Source organism: Halobacterium litoreum, assembly GCF_021233415.1.
Lineage (GTDB): Archaea > Halobacteriota > Halobacteria > Halobacteriales > Halobacteriaceae > Halobacterium > Halobacterium litoreum.
In genome coordinates this window covers 1,565,739-1,587,043 of the sequence record NZ_CP089466.1, presented here as the reverse complement: position 1 = coordinate 1,587,043, position 21,305 = coordinate 1,565,739, and the positions used below count along the sequence as shown (strand labels likewise).

Sequence of the window (21,305 nt, the reverse complement as noted above, 5' to 3'; positions counted from 1 at the left end):
CGAATGACCGCACACGGCACTCTCCTCCGCGCAATCACCGGGGCCGTCGACCGAGCCGACGACGGCGACGACCTCCGCGAGCGCGTCTGTGACGCCGCGGTGGACGCCTGCTACGACTACGCCTACCTCTACGACGACGACCGACTCGCGTTCGCCGGCCGCCCGCCCACCGACGAACCGGCCGACACGCGCCCCGAGACTGTCGAGACCGTCGAGGACGACGGCGGCTACCGCGTCCTCGTCCCGGTCGCCGACGGCGACGACCGCCTCGGCACGCTCGCCTTCGGCGCGGCCGAACCCCCGGACGCCGAGGACCGGGCGTTCCTCCTCGGCGTCGGCGAAACCGTCGGTCACGGCATCGCGACGGCGGACGCCGCGGCCGAACACGCCCGCGTCGAATCCGCGCTGAAGACCGAACGCCGCCAGTTCGAGAAACTCCACAGCGTCGCCGCCCAGATGGTCGGCCGCGACCACGAACAGAGCATCTACCACCTCGCCATCGACGCCGCGGAGAACATCCTCGACTTCGACATCTGCGGCATCGACATCGCCGAGGACGGCTACCTCGTACCGAAAGCCCTCTCCACCGGGATGGAGTCCGGGGACTTCGAGCGCTACCGCACCGACGAGGGCGTCGCTGGCGAGACGTTCCAAGAGAACAAGCGCATCGTCGTCGACGACGTCGCCGAGTACGCCGACGCGGACCCGACGAACCCCGACTACCGGTCGGTGTTGAGCGTCCCCATCGGCGACCTCGGCGTGTTCCAGGCGGCGTCCGAGCGCGTGGACGCGTTCTCCGACCGAGACGCCGAACTCGCCGAACTCCTGATGGCGCACGTCGCGGAAACGCTCCACCGCCTCCGCTCCGACGAGGCGCTCCGGGAGAGCGAGGCGAAGTACCGCACGCTCATCGAGCAGAGCCACGACGCCGTCGCCATCTTCCGGGACGGACGCTACGAGTTCGTGAACAACCGCGCGGCCGAACTGTTCGGCCGCGACGAGGACGAACTGCTCGCGGCGAACGCGTGGGACCTCATCCACAACGACGACCGAGAGAAACTCAAGCGAATCCACGACGAGGTCGTCGAGGAGGTCGGCCGCCAGCGCACGTTCGACGGCCGCATCTGGCGGCCGAGCGGCGACGTCCGGTACTGCGAGTTCAGCGTCACGAGCATCGACTACGAGGGCGAAACCGCGGCGCTCGCGTCCATCCGCGACATCACGCAGCGGAAGGAGCGCGAGCGAGAACTCGAACGACAGAACGAGCGCTTAGACGAGTTCGCGAGCGTCGTCAGCCACGACCTCCGCAGCCCCATCAACGTCGCTCGCGGGAGCATCGACCTCGTCCGGCAGACCGACGACGGGGAACACCTCGACCGCGCCGAGGAGGCCCTCGACCGCATGGAGAACATCGTCGAGGACGTCCTCGAACTCGCGCGGCAGGGCCAGCACGTCGACGAAACCGAACCCGTGGAACTGTCCCAGGTCGCGTCGGACTCCTGGGAGTCCGTCGACGCCCGCGACGCGACACTGGACGTGACGACCGGCGACTGTCGCGTCGCCGCCGACCCCGGTCGCCTCCGGGAACTGTTCGAGAACTTGTTCCGGAACGCCGTGGAACACGGCGGCGACGGCGTCGCCGTGACCGTCGAGTGCGTCGACGGCGGGTTCGCCGTCACCGACGACGGCGCCGGCGTCCCCGCGGGGATGCACGACGAGGTGTTCGAGCGCGGGTACACGTCCGCCGACGACGGCACCGGGTTCGGGCTCGCCATCGTCGAGAACATCGCGGAGGCCCACGACTGGAGCGTCGACGCGGTGCCGCCCGACTCCGGGGACGACGACGCCCGCGGCGCGCGCTTCGAGGTCACCGGCGTGACGCGAGTAGAGTAACACTTACGGCGGCACGCCGCCGCCTTCCGCTGGGAAGCGATGGCCGAGGAACCCGCCGACTCGACGGTGCTCGTCGCCGCCGACCTCCGAGAACTCCGCGAGCGCTACGTACGCCAACTGAGCGACGCGTACGACGTGGCGGGCGTCGCGACGCCGGACGGCGTCCGCGACGCGCTCTCCGGCCAGGTCGCGGTCCTCGTTCTCGACGCGGACCTGCCGGCGACACCTGTCGCGGAGTTCGTGGCCGACGTCGGGGCCGACGCCGACTGCGACGTGGTCGTGATGGCTCCGGACGGCGGCGGGGCCGACCGGCCCGCCGACGCCTCGCTGTCGAAACCGGTGTCGGCGGCGGAACTGCGGGAGACCGTCGACTGCCTCGTCGCGCGGCGGGCGTACGAGGACGCGGTGGGAGCGCTCCACGCCGCCTGCGAGCAGCGACGCGAACGACTCGCGGCCGGCGGGGACGGCGCGGACGCCGAGGCGACCGTCGACCGACTGCTGGCGCGTGCGGACGACGCGGCCGCGGACCTCGACGCGGCGGACTTCCGGGCGGTGTTCCGGAGACTCGACTAGTTCTCCTCGACGGAGCGCGCGATATCTGCGAGACCGCTGTCCGGCGTCCCGGTCGCGTCGTAGGTCGCCGACTCGCCCGGCGCGCGAATCCCGTACTTGAACTCGGGTTCGACGACGTCGACGTGGACGGAGCGTCCGGCTTCGAGGTCGCGGTCGTCGACCCACGCGAGCAGTCGGTTCTCGCCGTCGCCGGGATTCCGCGCGAGTCGCGGCGTGTCGTAGACGCCGCGGACGACCGGCCGGTCGTCGCCGGTGGAAGAGAGACGCGCGCGGCGTTCGGTGCCGTCGAGGACGACGCGGACGACTTCGTCGACGGGGAAGGATTCGGCGGCGTCCGCGGGGAGGCGGAGTTCGAGGCGACGGGTGCCGCCGGCCCTGGCGAGTGTGCCGACGACGGTGTCGAGGGCGTCGTCGGTGACGCGGTCGGTCATGGTGGTTCCTGCGGGCCGGCTCGCAAAAAGGCGCGCGGTCGCTGGCGCGTCACTGGAGGTCGTGCCGGTAGCGCTGAATCGCGCCCCACGCCTTGATGCCGCCGCCGAGCAGCGCGGTGCCGGCGGTGAAGATGACGGTGAACCAGACGACCATCGCGCCCAGGTTGTCGCCCACCTGGCTCGTGAACGCCATCCGGGTGGCGAAGCCGACGGCCAACAGCGCCGCCGCCGTCACCGCGAGTTTCGCTTCGAGGTCGTGTCTGCCTATCGCGCGTTCCGCCGTCTCCAGTGCGCTCTTGAGTCCCGAGTCGCCCTCCGTCACCGCCGCGGATTCGGAGTCGTACCGGCTCATTGTCTGGTCGGCCGTCAGGAGAGATTCCCGTAAGTGGGTTGGGTTGACTTCCGCGCGTCGCCGTTCTTTCAAACTGGAAACGAACGGCCGGCAGTCAGGGGGCGCTGACAGACCGCCGCGCTCACTCGTCTCAACGCGACGAATTGTCGGCGCTCAGAACGGTCCGCGAACGCCGTCGGCATACGAAAAGTGATACGCGAAATCGCACGCCAACGGTTCCCAAATCCCGGTTCGCGGGGGAACGAGAACCGTTCGCGGGGTCCGAACCCGCGGTTCGGCGGGGTCACCGAGCGCGCGCGACACGCGAGAGCGGATGGCTTTTTGCGGTGGCCCCCGAAGCGACGCGCATGGACGCGCCGATACCGGACACGGGGGACCGCGGGAGCCGTCGGCAGGCCGCACTCGCGATTCTCCCGTTTCTCCTGCTCGGTCTCGCCGACGTGGTACTCCTGCTCCAGTGGGGGCTGAACCCCCTGTGGGGGTTCGTCATCCTCCCGCCGATTCTGTTCATCAGCGTCCTCGGCTGGATCGGGTTCAAGTCCGGATTCATCCGCGACCAGGGAACGACCGACGCCGACGCGGAGTGACGGCCGTCAGTCGGTGACGGCGACGACGCGAGCGGGCGCGCCGTCCGCGTCGACCGGCAGCGGGTGCGCGCGCACGCTCGTCGCCTCCCCGAGCGCGCCGAGGTTCGTCAGATTCTCCAGCAACAGCAGCCCCTCGCCGAGGAGCGCGCGGTGGGCGGGATAGCCGTCGGGTTCGCCGTCGCGCGCCCGGTCGGTCGGCGTCGGGTCGACGCTCGGCGCGTCCAGCCCCACGGCACAGCCCTGCGCCGCACAGCGCTCGGCCGCCGCGCTCGCGAGATAGGGGTGGTCGAAGTACGACTCGTCGCCCCAGCGCGCGTCGAACCCCGTGTGGAACACCACGAGGTCCGCGTCCGTCTCCGGCACGCGGTCGGCGGGAATCGGCTCTCTGTCGCCGAGGTCGGTGCAGTCCACGACCCGCGCGTCGAACTGGAAGTCGCCGGGCGCGTAGTCGCCGAGCGTCGCACCGTCCGCGAGGAGGTGTGCGGGCGCGTCCAGATGCGTCCCCGAGTGCGTGCTACACGCGATGGCGGCGACGCGGTAGCCGTCCGCCTGCATCGTCGCGTGCGGCGTCACGGACGCCGGCGGGTCGCCGGGGTACGGTAGCCCGGAACCGAGTTCGTGGGAGAGGTCGACGACGGTCACGGCCTCGCTTCGCGGGACGCGCCCGTGAAACCTCGGGTCGGCGCCCCGTCCGGCGGCGACAGGCAGTAAGGATTAAGCCCACCGTGGCGCAGTACGGCGTATGGGACTCCTCGTCGCCGTCGCGTACGCGGCCATCGCGGTCGGCCTGCTCGCCGCGGGGCGCGCGCTGTTCGTCGCGGAGTCGATGGACGGCGTGCCGCTCTACGACCCCGCGGAGGCCGAAGACCCGGACGCGCTCGCCCGCGTCCTCGGCGTCTCGCTCGTCGCGTTCGCCGTCGCGACGTTCGCGTTCGCCGCCTTCGAAGCCAGCGACGGGACGACGACCATCGTGGTCGCCGGCTACACCACGCTCGTCCTCACCATCGCGCTCCTCACGGCGGCCCGGACGCGGAAATACGAGTAATCAGCCGTCCGCGCGCTCGCCGTCGAGGTACGTCTCGTGGACGCGCTCCACCGCCGAGATGTCCGCCAGCGGGTCGTGTTCTAACACCGCGAAGTCCGCCCGGTTGCCGACCTCCAGCGTCCCCACGTCGTCGCGGGGGAGCGTGCGAGCCGCGATGCGCGTCCCGGACTGGAGTGCCTCCATCTCGGACATTCCCACTTCCTCGACGAGCAACCGCATCTCCAGTGCGTTCTCGCCGTGGGGCACCAGCTCGGGCCCCATGAAGTCGGTGCCCGCCGCGATGGGCGTGTTCTCCTCGTAGGCGTTTCGCACGGCGTCGACGTGGGCCTCGCGGGCCTCGCGAGCCTTCTCCATGCCCCACTCCGGCACGCCGTGCTCGTCGCCGTGTTCCGTGATGCGCCACATGATGGCGAGCGTCGGCACGAACGTCCCGCCGCACTCCTTCAACAACTCGATGCACTCGTCGTCGAGGTAGAAGCCGTGCTCGACGGTCGTCGCGCCGTTCCGGAGCGCCGCCTCGATGCCCGCCGCGCCCTGCGCGTGAGCCGCCACGTCGACGCCGACGCGGTCGGCCTCCTCGGTCATCGCGCGAATCTCCTCGTCCGTGAACTGGCGCACGTCCGGCGTGTCCCGCTGACTCAACACGCCGCCGGTCGTCATTATCTTCAGGCAGTCCACGCCCTCCCGGATTCGCTTGCGGGCCTCCCGCCGGCACTCCGTCGGCCCGTCGGCCAGCGTCGACAGCGGCGTGCCGTCGGCCACCCACCCGTAGGGCGCGCCGTGGATGTCGCCGTGGCCCGCCGTCTGGGAGATTGCGCGCCCGCTCGTGAACACGCGCGGCCCCGGCACCTCGCCGGACGCCACGGCCTCTCGAAGCCCGAGGCCGATGGAACTCCCGAGGTCGCGCACGCTCGTGAACCCCGCGTCCACCAGCGACCGCAAGTCCCCGGTGGCGCGCGCCGCCGCCAGCGAATCCGGCGTCGCCATCCAGTCCTCGATGTTCATCGACCGCGCGCCCTGCACGTGAACGTGTGCGTCCACGAACCCCGGCACGACGGTTCGGTCCGGATACTCCACGCGCTCGGCGTCCGGCGGCGCGTCCACGCTCTCCCGGGGGCCGACCGCCGCCACCTCGCCGTCCGCTACGACGAGGCGCGCGTCGTCTATCGCGTCGTCCCGGCGGCCGTCGACCAACCGGGCCACGTCGAACACTCGCATACCGGAGCGTCGGCGGCCCCCACCGAAAACGTTGCCCTCACGCGGGCCGCCTGACGGCGTCGAGCGCGTCGAGCGCGTCCGCCACCAGCGACGCGTCGTACGTCCAGAAGCCGTAGTAGCCGCCGTCGTCTTGCTCCTCAGCCAACAGCGCCGAGGACTGCTGTTCGTTCCCGCCGCCGTCGAACACCACGAACCACGTCGTCGTTATCTCCGGGTCGTCGGTCGCGTGGACCGTGAACGACTCGCCGGCCCCGATTTCCGCGTCGCGCTCCCCGTACACGTGTACGTCGAGGTCGCTGTCCGCCAACTGGGCGTACGTCTCGACTTCCGGTTCGAGGTTCGACAGCCGCTGGAACCCCGCGTGCAGACACCCCGACTTCGCGCGCCACGCGCGGTCCTCTATCTCCCGAGACGCCTGCATCATCTGGCACCGGCTGTACGACGTGAACGTCGTCCGGTCGAGGTGCTCCAACAGCGGACTGTACGCCGCGTCCTCCCCGATGGGGTGTGGTTCGCTCCCGGTCAGCGCGCGCAACGCGTCGGTGCCGACCGACGTGAGGTACTCGCCGTCGTCCGAGAGCACCGCGTGGGCCGGCGCGTCCGTCGTCGGTTCGTGCTCGATGGCGACGTTCTGGGACGCGAAGTACTCTCTGACCGACGCGACGACGTCCGTACCGGGCGGCGCGTACACCGTCAGCGTCTTCTCGCGGCCGCGAACGTCCTCGATTACCCGCCGGAGGCCCATCACGTCCGAACTCTAGGCCTCTGGTACAAATGCGTTGTTCCCGACGGCGGCCCGGACATTTAAGGTGGCAGACCGAGCGCCGTCCCACATGGACCGCGCTATCGCAGTTGTCGAAGCCAGTGACTCAGCGAAATCCCTCGTACAGGAAGCCGGCGAACTCGCCGCCGGCGTCGACGCCGAACTCATCCTGCTCCACGTCACCACCGAAGACGAGTACTCCGAGCGCCGGGAGTCCATGGCGAGCATCCCGGACCTCGACGTGAACTACACCATCGACGAGGCCGTCGACGGCGCCCGCAAGTTCGCGACGGACATCGGCCGCGACGTGCTCGAAGACGTCGACGTGGAGACGGAACCCGTCGGCCGCATCGGGGACAAGGGCGACGAAGTCCTCGAACTCGCCGCCGAGCGCGACGCCGACCACATCTTCGTCGCGGGCCGCAAGCGCTCCCCCACCGGGAAAGCCATCTTCGGCGACGTGACGCAGCGAATCATCCTCGAGTTCGACGGCGCCGTCACCGTCGTCACCACCTGATTCTGCGAACGTTCAAACGGGAAGCCGGGACCACCCTCCGACGTGCCCTGACAGCGGACTCGGGAGCAACGCCCCGCCACGGCGGCACTCACTCCCGAGCGCGCCAGCGACCGCGAGTGTCGCCAGCACGCCCCTACAGCCAGTCCTCGGGTTTCGTGTCGTAGTCCAGTTCCTCGGCCGCGAGGTGTTCGACCTCGCTCCACGCCAACTCCTCGCGTTCCACCTCGTCGCCGTCGTACCGGAGCGCCACGCCGACCTCCTCGGGCTCGGGCTCGCGGTCGTTGCGCCGCGCGCGCTTGCGTTCGGTCTCGCTCACGCGCTTCGTGATGGTGTGCAACACGACCGGTCGGCCCCACAACTCGAAGACGCGCTTTAGCGTCGCCTCCGCCGCGCCGCGGTCCAACATCACGCCGTTGTACTCGTGGCACAACAGCAACTCGCCGCGGTTCTCGTGGTTCGCGTCGTACACCGCGACGGTCGGCTTCCCGAGGTTCGTGAACCGCAGGAGGAGTTTCTTCTTCACGTCCGCGGCGTCCGTGCTGGTCGCGCGGAAGTCGCCGCGGGTCTGACTGTACTCGTACGCGAAGTAGTCGTTCGCGTCCACGAACTCCTGGGTCAGGAACTCGTCCACGAACGTCACGTCGTTGTGACTCTCCCGGACCGCGTACATGCGGTCCCAGCCGGCCGCGAAGTCCACGTCGGCGAGGGCCTGCTCGACGGACGCGTAGCGTTCGTCCTCGAAGAGGTACCGGCTCGTCGCCTCCAACTCGGAGCGGGACACGCGTTCGAGGAATCCCCGGAACTGGGGTTTCGCGAGCGAGTAGTGGCGGCGCGCCAACCCCTCGTAGGTGAACAGTTTCCACGGGAACCGCGTCGCGTCGACGTCGCCGTCGCGGGCCGCCGCGAGCGACTCGCTGTCCACGTACGCGTCCGGCAACGCCGCAACCGCGTCGAGGTCGTCGGCGTCCACGGCGGCGAGCGCGTCCGGCGGCGCGAGCGCGTCCGCGACCGCGGCGAAGTCCACGGCATCGTGGAAGTTCCGCCACGTCACGCCACGCACGCGAAGCAACCGCTCCAGAACTTCGCGGCGGTTCGCGCGGTTCTCCACGTACTCCCAGAGTTCCTTCCCGAGTTTGTACGGATTGAAACCGGGGCTGTTCAGGACGCGGGCCTGGTGGTCGGCGTAGTCGAGGAACTCCGTCTCGTCGGCGAACGCCTCCTCGCCCATCATCACGGACTCCCAGTACGCCGCCCACCCCTCGTTCATCACCTTCGTCGTGCGCTGTGGCGCGAAGTAGTAAGCTTCCCGGCGCAGCATCTCGATTAATTCGCGCTGCCAGTCCTCGAACTCCACGGCCTTCCCGGCGGCCTCGTCGTACGCCCGCCCGTGCTCGCGGAGGAACGCCAGCAGGTCGTACTCGGGTTCCTCGGGGAACCGAACGTCCAGTTCGTCGTCGTCGAGCGCGGCCAGCCAGTCGTCGTCGAACACCTCCGCGCGCACCTCGTCGCTGACGCCGAGGCCGTCGAGCGTGTCCGCGAGCGCGTCCGGGTCGCTCGCGCCGGCGTCCCGGTCGAACGCACGCCGGTACTCGATGTTGTCCTCCAGCGTCGAGACGGTGTCCACGAACCGCTCGACGGCTTCGCGGTCGACCTCGGGGTCGGCGAGCACGTCCTCGATGCGGCGGGCGTGGCGCTCCAGCATCTCCGCGGCGTTCGGGCCGTCGTCGCCGCCGAACAGCGCGAACCACTCGTTGTTCGCGAAGAAGTCGGCGTGGGCCTCGACGTGCGTGATGACCGCCTTCTGGTCCGCGAGGTCGTTCGAGACCTGCAGGAACGCGTTCGACGGGTCGTCGTTGTTCACTATCTCGAAGGCCTTCCCGCCGAGGAACTGGCGCTGTTTGCGTTGCTGTTCGTACTTCATCCCCCACCGCCAGTGCGGGTACCGCGTCTGGAACCCGTCGTACGCGATGAGTTCGTTCATCTCGTCGTGGTCCACGACCCAGTAGTTCACGTCGTAGGGGTCGAGGCCGAGGCGGCGCGCGAGCGCGTTCGCTTCCCGCGCCGGTTCGACGAGTGCCGCGGCCGTCCGCTGTTTGTCTGGTTCAGTCGTCATCTTCGGTGCCGAGAATCGTCTCGATGGCGTCGAGCACGTCGTCGTTGCCCGTGACCGTCGCGACGGCGACGTCCTCGTCGTCGCCGAACGCCTCCCGGAGTTTGCCGGCGTGCGTCCCGGTCTGCATCGTGTCGTTGGGCTGTGTCTCGACGTACGCGTGGAGGTTCGCGTCTATCGCCCGCATCAGGGGGACGACGTTCTCCTCCGTGTCGTTGTGGCTGTTCTCCCCGTCGCCGGCGGCGAACACGTAGCGGTTCCACTCGCTGAACGGGTAGTCCGCGAGCAGTTCGTCGGCGAGTTCGTAGGCCGTCGAGATGCGGGTGCCGCCGCCCGACCGGATGCCGAAGAAGTCCGACCGGTCGACCTCCCAGGCGTCCGCGTCGTGGGCGATGTAGACGAACTCCGCGCGGTCGTACTTCCCGGTGAGGTACCAGTCCAGCGGCGTGAACGTGCGCTCGACGAGTTCGCGCTTGGCGTCCCGCATCGACCCGGAGACGTCCCGGATGTTCACGACGACGACGTTGCGCTCGCGCTCCTCCTCGATTTCCGGGTGGCGGAAGCGCTCGTCGTCCCGGCGGAGCGGCACTTTCCCGACGCCGTCCCGCCGGAGTCGCGCGTGCGTCGGTTCAGGGTCGCGCTCCGCCTCCATCTCCTCGATGGACGCCCAGCGCTCGGGGTCGTCGAGGTCGCGGGCGCGGTCGACCAGCCACGCCTTCGACACCGGGACGTGCTGCTCGCGCGCCCACTCGAAGGCCTCGCTCGGCCCCCAGTCGGCGACGCGCAGGGCTTCCGCGACGTACTCCTCGTCGAAGTCCATCGCGACCGTGCGCTTCAGTCCCTGCTTGTAGAGGTGGTCGAAGTCCAGCGTCCCGCGCGGGCCGCGGCGCGCCGTGTCGTTGAACGCTCCCTCGACTTCCTCGATTACCTTCTTCCCCTTCGGGTCGAGGTCGAGCCCGAGGCGCTCGTCGAGCGCTTGCGCGAACTCCTCGGGGTCCATCTCGTAGTACTCGTGTTCTGCGCCCTCCTCGCCCGCTTCGTCGCCGTCTCCGTCGCCCTCCTGTGGCTCGCCGACCGGGTCGCCGGATTCGGCGTCTCCCTGTCCGACGCCGCCGCGGTCGAGCCTGTCGTACTGGAACTCCGGCAGGTCGACGAGTTTCACCGGGACGCGCACCGAGGTGCGGTCGCTCCCGCCGAGGTCGCCGTACTGGATGAACTCGGCGAGGTCCTGGCGTCGCTGCTCGCCGACCTCGCGGAACCGTTCGCGGTCCTCTCTCAGTCCCATCTGTGTGTCACCTCGGCGACCACGGTCCGGGTCGCCAGTTCGGCGCTCGCCGGCGAGTATCCCCGTTCCGCGGTCAGGTAGTCGATTGCCCGCGCTTTCAGTTCGGCCGTGGCGGTGTCCTCGGGCGGGTCCGGCCACTGCGCCGGGTCGAAGTCCGGGTGGACGCGCTCCACGTCGTCCCAGTCGTTGCCCGCGAGCACGTCACCGAGCACGGGGACGGACGTGAGGTCGACGTCGCGGGCGCGGAACTCGTCGTCGCGGTTCTCCCACGCGTGCCGCGTCACCGCCGTCATCACTGCGTCCTCGCGGAACTCGCGGACCGGCTCCCGCGGGTCGTCGCCGTGGTAGTTCGCGTCGCCGAACCGCCCGAGCGTCTCCGTCTCGAACACCTTCATCGCGAGCGCGTCCGGCGGCACGCGCTCCCCGCGGTCGTTCGTCACGGTGTCGTCGGTCGCCCACGCGTGGACGTGCTCGACGTACTCCTCGACCTCGCTCTCGGTCGCGCCCTCGTCGGCGAGCAACGCGTCCAGCACGTCGCGTTCCTGTTGCTCGTGGACGCGGTCTTTCGCGGGGAGCAGGCGGTCCTCGAACTCCGCGCGCTCGGCGTCCGAGAACACGGGCGCGTCGGCGAGCCCGGACACCATCGCGTCCAGCACGTCGCCGGGCGTGACGACGCGCTCCACCGGGAGGCCGGGGTGGGAGCGGTCGGCGTCGGTGTGCAGGAGGTCCGCGAGCACGTCCCGCGTGTACGTCACCGGGATGCCGTTCGCGCCGTCCGCGTCGCCGTCGAACGCGAACTCGTCGGCGTCCCGCCGGTCCTCGCCCCGGCCGACGTAGCCGCGGTCGAACAACAGCGCCTTGTCCACGAGGTCGAAGTCCTCGGGCAGGTCGCTCGCGTCGAGGCGCGTGACGACGCTGTACAGCGCCGCGGCTTCGAGCGCGTGGGGCGCGAGTTCGCGCTCCACGACGCCGCCGCGGTCCCGCACCTGCACTGTCGCCGGTTCACGGACGCGGGACGCCAGCACGTCGGGGTCCGTCTCGGTCCACACCTCGGTCTCACCCGTGAGTTCGCGGCGCAGGAGCTGGGTTTCGAGGCGAAGGCTCGTGAGGTAGCCGAACTCGTGTTTCGACAGCCGCCGCTTGAGCGCCTTCAGGGGGTCGAATCCCTGCCGGTCGTCGTGCTGGTTCAGTTGCGCCTCCAAGTCCAGATTCGAGATGACGACCAACTGGGTGTCGAGGTCCATCCCGATGCCCTTGTCCAGTTTCACGCGGCGCTCGTCGGGGACGTTCAGGAGTTTCTGGAGCAGGTCGGCGTGCTGGCTGGCGTCCTCCACGACGGTCAGACAGCCGTTGCCCTGGGAGAGCACGCCGTCGTAACTGAACGCCTGGGGGTTCTTCCGGCCCTTCGAGTCGAGCTTCGATAAGAGGGGTGCGACCCACGACCCGACGAGGCGCTCCTTCGGGCTGCCGGCGTCCTCCGAGTGGAGCACGCCGACGCCCTTCCCGCGGTCGACGACGTAGTTTTTCACGCGCAGGTGCTTGCGGTCCGTGACCGCCGCGAACAGGTCGCTGCGGCCCTCGCGGCGGTAAGCCTCTTCGAGGTAGTCGTAGGCCTCCCGCGAGAACGGGTCGAGGTCGGCGTCCACGCGAATCCGGTCGGCGTCGTCGCGGCCCTCGTTCAGTTCCGCGAGCAGGTCCCGGCGCACGTCGGGCGGGAACACCGACAACGGATTCGCCTGCACCGGACTCTCGTACCAGTCGGTCTCCCGGTCCACGCGGTCGTCGCCGTACGTCAGACCGGGGTCGTCCTGGGCGCCCGCGACGTTCCACTCGACCGTGTATCGTCGGCCCTCGGGCGTCTTCGAGAACTCCCGCAGTCCGTTCACGAGACACCGCTTCAGTTCCGACTTCCCGGTGGCGGTCGGCCCCGCGAACCACAGGATGGTCTCGGCTTTCCCCCGTCCGGCGGCGATGGCGCGTAGGTCGTCGACGAACGCGTTCAGCGTCGCCGTGTTCCCGAGGACGGCGTGCTCGCCGTCGTTGTGCGGGTCGTCGAAGAACCGGTAGCGCTCCAGTTCCTCGCCGTGCTCCACGACCTCGCGAGTGCCCTCGCTCTCGATTGCGGCGAGCAGGTAGCGGCTGGCGTGGGCGGCCGCCAGCGGCTGTTCGAACACGCGGTTGACGTACTCCGCGAGGCTCGTCGGCTCGTCGTAGGCGGACCGGAGCGCCCGGTTCGCCCGGGAGACGTAGTCGGTCACGACTCCAGTTCCGCCTTCGCCACCTCGGCGCCGGCGAACTCCAAGACCTCGCGGGCGCCGTCCTCGGAGTAGCCGCGGTCGACGAGCGCGGCCACCCAGTCGTTCCCGTCGTCGTCTATCTCGGCGTTCGACACGAGCGCCGAGAAGTTGATGTTGTGTTTCTTGTCCTCCCAGAGTTTGCGCTCGAGCGCGCGCCGCAGGCGGTCGTTGTCCTGCGGGTCGAACGGCTCGCCCTCGCGGGCGCGCCGGCTCACCCAGTTCGACACCTCCTGTCGGAAGTCGTCCTTGCGGTCCTGCGGGACGCCCAGTTGCTCTTCGACGGCGCGCAGGAACGTCTCGTCGGGTTCCTGCTCGCGGCCCGTGAGCTCGTCCGCGACGGTGTCGTCGTCGATGTACGCCATCACGTGGTCCATGTACTTCTCGCCCTGCCGCTGAATCTCGTCCAAATCGTAGGCGAGCGCGTGGCGCACGTCCTCGATGGCGCGTTCCTTGTACTCCTCGCGGACGAGCTCGAGGTGGCGGCGGTACCCCTCGACGTTCTCCTCTAAGATGGAGCCGTGCTGGCCGACGTGCTCTTCGAGGCGGTTGAAGACGGTGAGCGGCGAGAGGAACCCTCGATCGCGGTCCATCGACTCCATGATGGCGCCGGCTATCTCGTCGCCGACGAACCGCGGACTCACGCCCGACATGCCCTCGCGCTCGCCGGACTCGGCGGCCTCCTCGCGGAGTTTCTCCGGGTCCACGTCCTCCACCTCGTCGAACTCGCCGTTGTACGCCTTGGCCTTCTCCAGTAGCCCGACCATGTCGTTGTCCGGCTCGCGGATGCGCGTCAGCACGCCGAACAGCCCCGCCATGTCGAGCGTGTGCGGTTCGACGTGGATGTCCGGCACGTCCGCGTTCCCGAGCAGTTTCTCGTATATCTGAGCCTCCTGCTCGTATTCGAGGACGTACGGGAAGTCCACGCGCTTCGTGCGGTCGTTGAACGCCTCCATCTTCTCGTCGGCGCGCTTGTCCCGGTACTCGGGCATGTTCGTGCGGCCGACGATGACCTGGTCGATGTCGATTCGGGGGTTGTTCTTCGGCTTGATGGTCTGTTCCTGGGTGGCGTGCAGGAAGTCGTAGAGGAACTCGCGCTGGAGTTTCAGCAGTTCCTCGCCGGAGAAGATGCCGCGGTTCGCGTTGCAGAACGCGCCCGCGTAGTCGAACGCTCGCGGGTCGCTCTCGCCGTACACCGCGAGTTTCGAGTAGTTCACGTCGCCGGTCAGCTCGGTCTCGTCCTGATTCTTCTTGTCCTTCGGTTCGAACGTCTCGATGCAGTTCCGGCGGTTCTCGCTGGCCACCAGCCGGACGACCTCGACGTGGTTCGAGAGGACGGCCTGCAGGTCGTCGTCGTAGTGTGCGAGCAGTTCGTCCATGTAGAACTCGCTCTCGGGGTCGAGGGCCTGCTCGTTGCGCAGGGAGTACGGCGCGTCCAGCACCTCGTTCAGGTCGTCGATGACCTGCTGGCGCTGCTCGCGCGGGAGCAACACGAGCGGGTCCTGGTGCATCGGGGACGTGACCGTGTCGTCGTTCGGGTCCTGGTCGTCCACGACTGAACAGAGGTTCGTCCACCGGAACGTGTAGAGGCGGCCCGCGTCCTGTGCGGTGTAGTCCTCGTAGTAGCGACGCACCTGCCGGTCGACGTCGGACTTGCCCGAGCCGACGGGGCCGAGCAGGAGGATGATACGCTTCTCGGGGCCGAGGCCGCGCGCGCCGCTCTTGACCTTGTTCACGAACTCGTGGATGGCCTCGTGGACTTCGCGCCCGAAGAAGGTGTTCGCACCCTCGCCGAGTGGGTCCTCGGATGCCAGTTCGTACTCGACGACGCCGTCCTCGGTGTTCGAGCCGTAGTAGTCGAACATGTCCGCGAGACGCTGGTGGGCGTTCCGCGCTACCTTGGGGTCGTCGTACAGGGTGTCCAGATACCAGTCGAACCCGTGGGCTCGACGGAGGTCCGACGGAACTGATTCCTTGTACTGCTCGCTGAGGCGGTCGAGGGTTTCCGTCATGTTGGTTGTTCAGTGTGACCAGATGCCACACCCGGGGGCGCAACCGGGTCGTCTCTACTGTGCGACAGGGGACGGGCGGCCGCCGGGTATCACACCGGCACTACTATTATCTTGTGGTGTGTTAACGTATAAGCATTCCGCCGAGGTTGGCACGCATCGCGTCGGCGGCGCGACGACGCGTCGGACACCAATGCGGCGACTGAACGGCGACAAGCCGGCGCCCACCGACGGGCAACCGCGCCGACACGCCGTCGTCGCAGTTCCGGCGTGGACCCGAAGTAAACTCAGATGGTGTCGGTCGGCGCGTGGTCGCTCGCCATCTCGCTGGCCGCCTCGGCGTACCGCTCGCGCTCTGCCGGGTCCGACACCTGCCCGAGGTTCTGCGGGTCGGCGTCGATGGCCGCCGTCGTCGGGCGGTCGTCGCTGAAACTCGTGAGCGCGCGCTCCTTGCGCAGGTAGCGCTCGCCGTCGGGCGTCGCGTACACGAGGATGATGAGATTCTGCTCGTCGTCGGAGTACGTGCGCTCGACCAGCCACACGCGGACGGTCTCCTCGCTCATACGCGTGCTTCGGTACCGAGGCCCAAAAGCCCATCCGCGGCACCGGTATTGTTCTCTTAGTGCAATACAGTTATGTCGCTCCGCGTCCTACGCAGAGACATGACCGACGAGACCATCGACGAAATCAAAGCGCGCAAGAAACGAGAACTCCAGCAGAACGAGGCCGGCGGCGACGTCCCCAGCGAGCCGGTCGAAATCGAGAGCGCCGACCACCTCGACGACGTCCTCGCGAACCACGACACCGTGCTCGTGGACTTCCACGCGGTCTGGTGTGGTCCCTGCCAGATGATGGCGCCCGCCGTGAACAAACTCGCGGCCGACGACGACGTGGTCGTCGCGAAAGTCGACGTCGACGAGCGCAAGCAACTCGCGCAGGCCTGGGGCGTCCAGGGGATGCCGACGCTCGTCGTCGCCGAGGACGGCGAGGAGGTCGAACGGGCGGTCGGCGCGCGCTCCTACGACGGCCTCCGCGGCCTCGTCGCCTGACCCGGCGGTCTTGTACGATACCGCCAACACTTTTCACGCGGCGGTCGTACGTCGCGCCGATGGGATTCCACACGTTCGACCCCGAGGGCGCCGACCGACTCGAAGACCCGTCGCGGTTCCGGTACTGCTCGCGCGAGGAACTCGCGGCCGCGCTCGCGCCCGACGCCGACAGCCGAGTCGCCGACCTCGGTAGCGGGACGGGCTTCTACACCCGCGAAATCGCGCCGTTCGCCGGTCGCGTCGACGCCGTCGACGTCCAACCCGAGATGCACGACGCGTTCCGCGAGCAGGGCGTCCCCGAGAACGTCTCGCTGGTGACCGCGGACGTGAGCGACCTGCCGTTCGCGGACGGCGCCCTCGACGGCGCGTTCTCCACGATGACGTTCCACGAGTTCGCGTCGCCGGACGCGCTCGCGGAGGTCCGCCGCGTCCTCGCCGACGGCGCGCGTTTCGTCGCCGCCGACTGGTCCGCGGCCGGCCGCGGCGAGGACGGGCCGCCGGTCGACGAGCGCTTCGACGCCGACGAGGCGGCCGAACTGCTCGCCGACGCGGGGTTCGACGTCGAGCGCGCCGAGGAGCGCCCCGAGACGCTGTTCGTCGTTGCTCGCGCGTGAATCGAGGCTCCCCGGGCAGTACTGTTATGTGGTAGCACGTACCAGATAACGGGCATGGAGGAGGTACCGTCCCGTCAGCCCGCGTGGAGTCGCCCGGCGGACCGCGCCATCGTCGAGTTCCTCGCCGACCGGAACGCCGAGTACCCGGCCATCGTCGCGAACCGCATCGGCATGCACGCGCCCTACGTCGAGCGACGCTGCGAGGTGCTCGCCGAACGCGGCCTCCTCGAAGCCGTCTCCGGCGAAGTCGTCTACCGACTCACTGACACCGGCGAACGCGCCGCCGACACCGGGATTCTGCCGGAGTGAACGCCTCTTTACGTCCCCACCACTAACTCACGACCATGAACCACGAGTCCTACCTCCGGGCCGTGGGCCTCCCGGACCTCGCCGACGTGCCGACCGACGCCGCCCAGCGCGGCGCTTCGCTCGTCGCGCGACCGCCCCACGCCACCGCGAGCGCCGAAACCGTCGAAGAGCGCTACGTCTACCCCGTCCCCGAGGAGGGCGAGGACGGCGCCTGCGGCGTCGGTCTCGCCGACGAGAAGTACAACCTCGCGCCCATCTGCGGGCTGGAGTACGACCGCGAGCGCCTCCGCGACCACCCGAACACCGCCCGTCTCGTCGCGCTCCACGAGACCGTCCAGCGCGTCGCCGAGGAGACGAACGTCGACTGGGTCGGCGTCTACCGCCGCGCCACCAACCCGGACGGCGAGGAAGTTCTCGTGAAGGAGGCCTACGTCGGCGACCACTCCCGCGCGGAGTTCCCGCTCACCGAGGCGTTCGCGGAGCGCTCGAACAACTCCACCGTCGGCTTGACTGGGGACGCCGTGCTCGTGAACGACGTCGAGGACCACGACGGCCCGTACTACGAGTGCGACGGCCGCGTCGAAAGCGAATTCTGCTGTCCCATCCTCGCGGGCGACGACGTCATCGGCATCGTGGACGCGGAAGCCCACGAACCCGGCTTCTTCACCGAGGAGCGAGTGCTGACTATCGCGGGTGCCTGTGCCGGCCTCGCGGACTCCGACCTGCTCACGCCGCCGCGCGTCGAAGCCTGAACAGGACGCGAATTCTCCGCTCGAAGCCACGTCCGGACAGCGCCGCCGACGCCCCGTTAGATACTGTCAGTAGACTATTGGATTGAATCCACCCCGAAATTTAATACAATAGAATACATACGTGAAAAACAAGCATGGACGACCTCACAGGCTTCCAGCGCGACCTCCTCGTCGTCGCCGCGGGACTCGACGAACCGAACGGCCTGGACATCAAGAGCGAACTCGAATCCTACTACACCTCGGAGATCAACCACGGCCGCCTCTACCCGAATCTCGACACGCTCGTCGACAAGGGCCTCGTCGAGAAGGGACAACAGGACGAGCGCACCAACCAGTACGTCGTCACGGACCGCGGTGAACGCGAGATTCGCGCGCGCCGCGACTGGGAGGACGACTACGTCGCCGACGCGCTCTCCGAGGAACCCACGGTCGTCGCTGACTGACGCGCCTGATTCGACGCGACACGACGCAAGGTTAACCACACTCCTCCGCGAACCGGGGCGTATGCCCGCCGACTCACTCGCCCGCCACATCCGTTCGCTGGACGTCGGCGAGCCCCGAACCGTCGTCCGGTACGACGGCGACGACTACGACACCGTCCATCAGGCCGACGACCTCGACGAGGAGCTCACCGACGAGGAACTCGAAGAAGTCGCCAAACACCTCGTTCTCAAAGGCTTCGACGACGGCCTCGAACAGCCCGAGTTCGCGCGGTTCGGCCACCTCGACGCCACGGTCCGGTGGTTCCACGAGGTCGTCGTCTTGCAGATTCCCCTCGACGACTGGTCGGGAATCATCGTCTCCTTCGACCGCGACAGCATCTCGGACACGGGACGCTTGCTCGACGAGATTCTCGAGTTCGTCGAAGACGAATTCCATCACGACACTGAGCCGGACGAGGTCGCCGACGAGTTCGCCGACGAGTTCGCTCAGTAAGCCACCCAGTCGGTCCGCCCCTGCCCCAGGCCGACGACCCTGACCTCGGTGCCGTCGTCCGTCGCTCTCGTCTGCACCATGCCGTCGTACAGCGGCGCGAGCACGTCGAAGGCCTCCTTGTTGCTGGTGTCGAGGACGCCGAATCCGAGCCAGTCGAGGCGCTCGACGTGCCCCGAGAAGACGTGCAGGAACCGGTAGACGCGCCGCGTGTCCGCGTACATCAGCATCGTCGAGATGGTCGAGACGTTCACGCGCGCTCGGTCGCAGGCGTCCTCGAGTGACTGGAAGAGGCCGCCGAGCCGGATGCCGATGTCCGTGACGTCGCCGGGCGACCCGACGTACTTCACGAGGTCTCGGTCGCGCACGTCGTCGCCTCGCTGCCGGGACACGCAGTCGACGATGCCGCCCCGGCCGTCCTCGACCGCGCGCCAGACGTTCGGTGCGCGCGCTTTGATTCGCTCGGTGCTGTCCCGCGTTCCGACGACGATGCCGCCGTCGCCGCGCTCGCAGCCGTCGTCGACGAGGCCGAGCGCGAGTTCTCGCTTCCCAGTGAGCGGCGGCCCCGCGACGAGGACGTTCGAGCCCGCGGGAATCTCGTCGACGGGCAGTCGGTCGGCGACGGCGTACCCCTGCATCGATTGTATTGGGGTCTGAGCGCGGCGACAGTAAAGGCGTTGTTGCTGACGGGCGACTATTCGCGTTCCGCGCGCAGTTCCTCGACGAGGCCGCGGGCCGCCGTCCGCACGGACTCGTCGCTGGAAAGCGACGGTTCCCAGCCGAGCGCCGACAGCTTCTCGATGGAGAGGCGCATCTTCGGCACGTCACCGGTCCACCCGCGGTCGCCGCCCGTGTACTCGTAGTCCGGGTCGAGTCCCATCTCGTCGGCGACGATGTCGGCGATAGCGTTCACCGACGTCGTGGTGCGCGTCCCGAGGTTGTACGTGTTCAGGTCGTCCTCGGCGTGTTCGACGACGTGGAGCATCGCGTCGACGCACTCCTCGACGTGGAGGTAGGACTTCTCCTGTCGCCCGTCGCCGAGAATCGTCAGCGTCTCCGGGTCCTCGAGCAACTTCTCGATGAAGTCCGGAATCACGTTCCCGCGTTGCTTCGGCCCGACGATGTTCGCGAACCGGTACATCCACGTCTGGATGCCGTGGGAGTGGGCGTACGTCGAGACGATGCCCTCGTCGGCGAGTTTGCTCGCGCCGTAGATGGAGATGGGTTCGAGGGGCGCGTAGTCTTCGGGCGTCGGCATCGGCGCCTCGCCGTACACCGTCGAGGAGGACGTGAACGCGAGGTTGTCGACGCCCACCTCGTCCATGCGTTCGAGGACGTTGTACGTCATCTCGCCGTTCTCCTCGAACAACTGGCGTGGGTTCCCGTAGTTCGTGTCCGTGTACGCCGCGAAGTGGAAGACGATGTCCACGTCCTCGGTGATGGCGTCGGCCACGTCCTCGGGGTCGCACATGTCCCGCTGCCGGAACTCGACGCCGTCGGGCACGCGCTCTCGCGTTCCCTTCGAGAGGTCGTCGACCGCCAGCACGTCGTTGTCGTCGGCGAGCGCGGCGGCGAGGTGCGAGCCGACGAGGCCCGCCGCGCCCGTCACGACGACGCGCTTGTCCGTGAGGTCCATACCGAACGCGTTTGGGGCGGCGGAGAAGTGCTTTCCGATGTTTCTACCGCGAGGCCCGGTCGGCGCTCCACGCCCACAGGTCCGCCGCGAGTTCGTCGTCGGTCGCCGCTGGCGCGGGGTCCACGGCCTTGCAGTCCTTGTAGTACGCGCCGTCCTCGTGGTCGCCGGTCGCCGCGAGGAACGTCGGCGTGATGGCCGCCGACCCCGCGGAGTCCACGCGCCCGAACGTGAACTGCCGCGGGACGAGCGAGAACACGCGCATCACGGCCCGAACGGGGAGCGAGGCGTTCCGCCACAGCCCACTCGACGGCACGAACCCCGGGTGACAGGACACCGACGACAGCGCGTCGTCGCGGCGCGCGAGTTCTCGCGCGAACAGCACGTTCGCCAACTTCGACCGCGAGTACGCCTCGAAGCCGTCGTAGTCGGCGACGCTCGTCACCGCGTCTAAGTCGAGGGTGGCGCGCCGGTGGACCTCGGAGGCCACCGTGACGACCCGGGCGCCGTCGAGCGTCCCGCGCTCCCGCAGGCAGTTCGTGAGGCGGAACGGTGCGAGGTGATTGACGTGGAACGTCCGCTCCACGCCGAGTTCCGTGAGCCCGCCCTCGTCGAAGTGCGCGCCGGCGTTGTTCACGAGCACGTCCAATCCGTCCGCTCGCTCGGCGACGGCGTCCGCGAGTTCGTCGACGGCCTCGATGTCCGCGAAGTCGGCGCGGAAGAACGCCGCGTCCGACCCGAGCGCTCGCAGTTCGCTCGCTACCGATTCGCCGCGGGCGGCGTCTCTGCCGTGAACGAGAACGTCAGCGCCGAGGCGCGCGAGCGCCAGCGCTACCTCGCGTCCGACGCCGCTCGTCGCGCCGGTGACGAGCACTGTCTCCCCCGAGCAGTCGCGGTGTCCCACGCTCGCGCCGACTTCCGGTCGCACCATGCCCGGG

24 protein-coding genes are annotated in these 21,305 nt (G+C 68.9%); 11 read left to right on the top strand and 13 right to left on the bottom strand.

All coding sequences use genetic code 11. The features are described 5' to 3' along the window. Window positions 1-3: 3 nt before the first annotated feature. Window positions 4-1,893 (top strand): sensor histidine kinase, encoded by a 1,890-nt coding sequence (locus LT972_RS08685; protein ID WP_232569517.1) that lies wholly within the window; start codon window positions 4-6, stop codon window positions 1,891-1,893. Between the two features lie 39 nt (window positions 1,894-1,932). Next, the gene (locus tag LT972_RS08680; RefSeq protein ID WP_232569515.1) at window positions 1,933-2,466 is read left to right on the top strand and encodes a DNA-binding transcriptional response regulator; all 534 of its coding nucleotides are present in this window, start codon (window positions 1,933-1,935) and stop codon (window positions 2,464-2,466) included. On the opposite strand, the gene LT972_RS08675 is transcribed toward LT972_RS08680, so the two are convergent. After that, complete coding sequence (locus tag LT972_RS08675; RefSeq protein WP_232569513.1) at window positions 2,463-2,897, bottom strand: DUF7112 family protein; 435 nt, start codon at window positions 2,895-2,897, stop codon at window positions 2,463-2,465. The genes LT972_RS08680 and LT972_RS08675 overlap by 4 nt on opposite strands. Window positions 2,898-2,946: 49 nt before the next feature. Then, on the bottom strand, window positions 2,947-3,249 hold the full coding sequence (locus LT972_RS08670) for a hypothetical protein (protein WP_232569512.1): 303 nt from the start codon (window positions 3,247-3,249) through the stop codon (window positions 2,947-2,949). Between the two features lie 347 nt (window positions 3,250-3,596). On the opposite strand from LT972_RS08670, the gene LT972_RS08665 reads away from it, so the two are divergent. Beyond that, a complete protein-coding gene (locus LT972_RS08665; RefSeq protein ID WP_232569510.1) occupies window positions 3,597-3,836 on the top strand; it encodes a hypothetical protein in 240 nt (79 codons plus the stop codon). A gap of 6 nt (window positions 3,837-3,842) precedes the next feature. On the opposite strand, the gene LT972_RS08660 is transcribed toward LT972_RS08665, so the two are convergent. Then, window positions 3,843-4,478, bottom strand: a complete 636-nt coding sequence (locus tag LT972_RS08660; RefSeq protein WP_232569508.1) for a cyclase family protein — start codon at window positions 4,476-4,478, stop codon at window positions 3,843-3,845. A gap of 100 nt (window positions 4,479-4,578) precedes the next feature. Between LT972_RS08660 and LT972_RS08655 the strand changes: the two genes are divergently transcribed. Continuing rightward, the gene (locus tag LT972_RS08655; RefSeq protein ID WP_232569506.1) at window positions 4,579-4,881 is read left to right on the top strand and encodes a hypothetical protein; all 303 of its coding nucleotides are present in this window, start codon (window positions 4,579-4,581) and stop codon (window positions 4,879-4,881) included. Here LT972_RS08655 and LT972_RS08650 read toward each other — a convergent pair whose 3' ends face one another. Together LT972_RS08650 and LT972_RS08645 are read right to left on the bottom strand one after the other, a co-directional pair. Next, entirely contained in the window at window positions 4,882-6,099 is a 1,218-nt protein-coding gene (locus tag LT972_RS08650) for a metal-dependent hydrolase family protein (RefSeq protein ID WP_232569505.1), read from the bottom strand. A 37-nt stretch (window positions 6,100-6,136) separates the two neighbouring features. Continuing rightward, the gene (locus tag LT972_RS08645) at window positions 6,137-6,844 is read right to left on the bottom strand and encodes a DICT sensory domain-containing protein (protein ID WP_232569503.1); all 708 of its coding nucleotides are present in this window, start codon (window positions 6,842-6,844) and stop codon (window positions 6,137-6,139) included. A gap of 88 nt (window positions 6,845-6,932) precedes the next feature. On the opposite strand from LT972_RS08645, the gene LT972_RS08640 reads away from it, so the two are divergent. Next, a complete protein-coding gene (locus LT972_RS08640; protein ID WP_232569501.1) occupies window positions 6,933-7,379 on the top strand; it encodes a universal stress protein in 447 nt (148 codons plus the stop codon). A gap of 133 nt (window positions 7,380-7,512) precedes the next feature. On the opposite strand, the gene LT972_RS08635 is transcribed toward LT972_RS08640, so the two are convergent. The 5 genes from LT972_RS08635 to LT972_RS08615 form a co-directional block, all read right to left on the bottom strand. Next, window positions 7,513-9,492 carry a SpoVR family protein gene (locus tag LT972_RS08635; RefSeq protein ID WP_232569499.1) on the bottom strand — a complete coding sequence of 660 codons (1,980 nt, stop codon included), beginning with the start codon at window positions 9,490-9,492 and terminating at the stop codon, window positions 7,513-7,515. Beyond that, window positions 9,482-10,774: a YeaH/YhbH family protein gene (locus LT972_RS08630; RefSeq protein ID WP_232569497.1), complete on the bottom strand. Its 1,293-nt coding sequence runs from the start codon at window positions 10,772-10,774 to the stop codon at window positions 9,482-9,484. Before LT972_RS08630 ends, LT972_RS08635 begins: the two co-directional genes overlap by 11 nt. Then, window positions 10,765-13,032: a PrkA family serine protein kinase gene (locus tag LT972_RS08625; protein WP_232569495.1), complete on the bottom strand. Its 2,268-nt coding sequence runs from the start codon at window positions 13,030-13,032 to the stop codon at window positions 10,765-10,767. The genes LT972_RS08630 and LT972_RS08625 overlap by 10 nt, the downstream gene beginning before the upstream one ends. Continuing rightward, complete coding sequence (locus LT972_RS08620; protein WP_232569494.1) at window positions 13,029-15,080, bottom strand: PrkA family serine protein kinase; 2,052 nt, start codon at window positions 15,078-15,080, stop codon at window positions 13,029-13,031. The genes LT972_RS08625 and LT972_RS08620 overlap by 4 nt, the downstream gene beginning before the upstream one ends. A gap of 284 nt (window positions 15,081-15,364) precedes the next feature. Further along, window positions 15,365-15,640 carry a hypothetical protein gene (locus tag LT972_RS08615; RefSeq protein ID WP_232569492.1) on the bottom strand — a complete coding sequence of 92 codons (276 nt, stop codon included), beginning with the start codon at window positions 15,638-15,640 and terminating at the stop codon, window positions 15,365-15,367. A gap of 99 nt (window positions 15,641-15,739) precedes the next feature. On the opposite strand from LT972_RS08615, the gene LT972_RS08610 reads away from it, so the two are divergent. The 6 genes from LT972_RS08610 to LT972_RS08585 all read left to right on the top strand — a co-directional run bounded on the left by LT972_RS08610 (window position 15,740) and on the right by LT972_RS08585 (window position 18,737). After that, window positions 15,740-16,126, top strand: a complete 387-nt coding sequence (locus LT972_RS08610) for a thioredoxin family protein (protein ID WP_232569490.1) — start codon at window positions 15,740-15,742, stop codon at window positions 16,124-16,126. Between the two features lie 59 nt (window positions 16,127-16,185). Then, window positions 16,186-16,740, top strand: a complete 555-nt coding sequence (locus LT972_RS08605; RefSeq protein ID WP_232569488.1) for a class I SAM-dependent methyltransferase — start codon at window positions 16,186-16,188, stop codon at window positions 16,738-16,740. A gap of 54 nt (window positions 16,741-16,794) precedes the next feature. Next, a complete protein-coding gene (locus LT972_RS08600) occupies window positions 16,795-17,049 on the top strand; it encodes a hypothetical protein (protein WP_232569486.1) in 255 nt (84 codons plus the stop codon). 35 nt (window positions 17,050-17,084) lie between these two features. After that, window positions 17,085-17,801 (top strand): GAF domain-containing protein, encoded by a 717-nt coding sequence (locus LT972_RS08595; protein WP_232569484.1) that lies wholly within the window; start codon window positions 17,085-17,087, stop codon window positions 17,799-17,801. 134 nt (window positions 17,802-17,935) lie between these two features. After that, a complete protein-coding gene (locus tag LT972_RS08590) occupies window positions 17,936-18,244 on the top strand; it encodes a PadR family transcriptional regulator (RefSeq protein WP_232569482.1) in 309 nt (102 codons plus the stop codon). Between the two features lie 61 nt (window positions 18,245-18,305). Next, window positions 18,306-18,737 carry a hypothetical protein gene (locus LT972_RS08585; protein ID WP_232569480.1) on the top strand — a complete coding sequence of 144 codons (432 nt, stop codon included), beginning with the start codon at window positions 18,306-18,308 and terminating at the stop codon, window positions 18,735-18,737. Here LT972_RS08585 and LT972_RS08580 read toward each other — a convergent pair. The 3 genes from LT972_RS08580 to LT972_RS08570 are packed head-to-tail and all read right to left on the bottom strand — an operon-like array spanning window position 18,731 to window position 21,298. Beyond that, window positions 18,731-19,372, bottom strand: a complete 642-nt coding sequence (locus LT972_RS08580) for an RAD55 family ATPase (RefSeq protein ID WP_232569478.1) — start codon at window positions 19,370-19,372, stop codon at window positions 18,731-18,733. The two genes, LT972_RS08585 and LT972_RS08580, sit on opposite strands and share 7 nt — an antisense overlap. A 56-nt stretch (window positions 19,373-19,428) precedes the next feature. Continuing rightward, on the bottom strand, window positions 19,429-20,370 hold the full coding sequence (locus LT972_RS08575; RefSeq protein WP_232569476.1) for an NAD-dependent epimerase/dehydratase family protein: 942 nt from the start codon (window positions 20,368-20,370) through the stop codon (window positions 19,429-19,431). A 43-nt stretch (window positions 20,371-20,413) separates the two neighbouring features. After that, window positions 20,414-21,298: an SDR family NAD(P)-dependent oxidoreductase gene (locus tag LT972_RS08570; RefSeq protein WP_232569475.1), complete on the bottom strand. Its 885-nt coding sequence runs from the start codon at window positions 21,296-21,298 to the stop codon at window positions 20,414-20,416. Window positions 21,299-21,305: the final 7 nt, after the last annotated feature.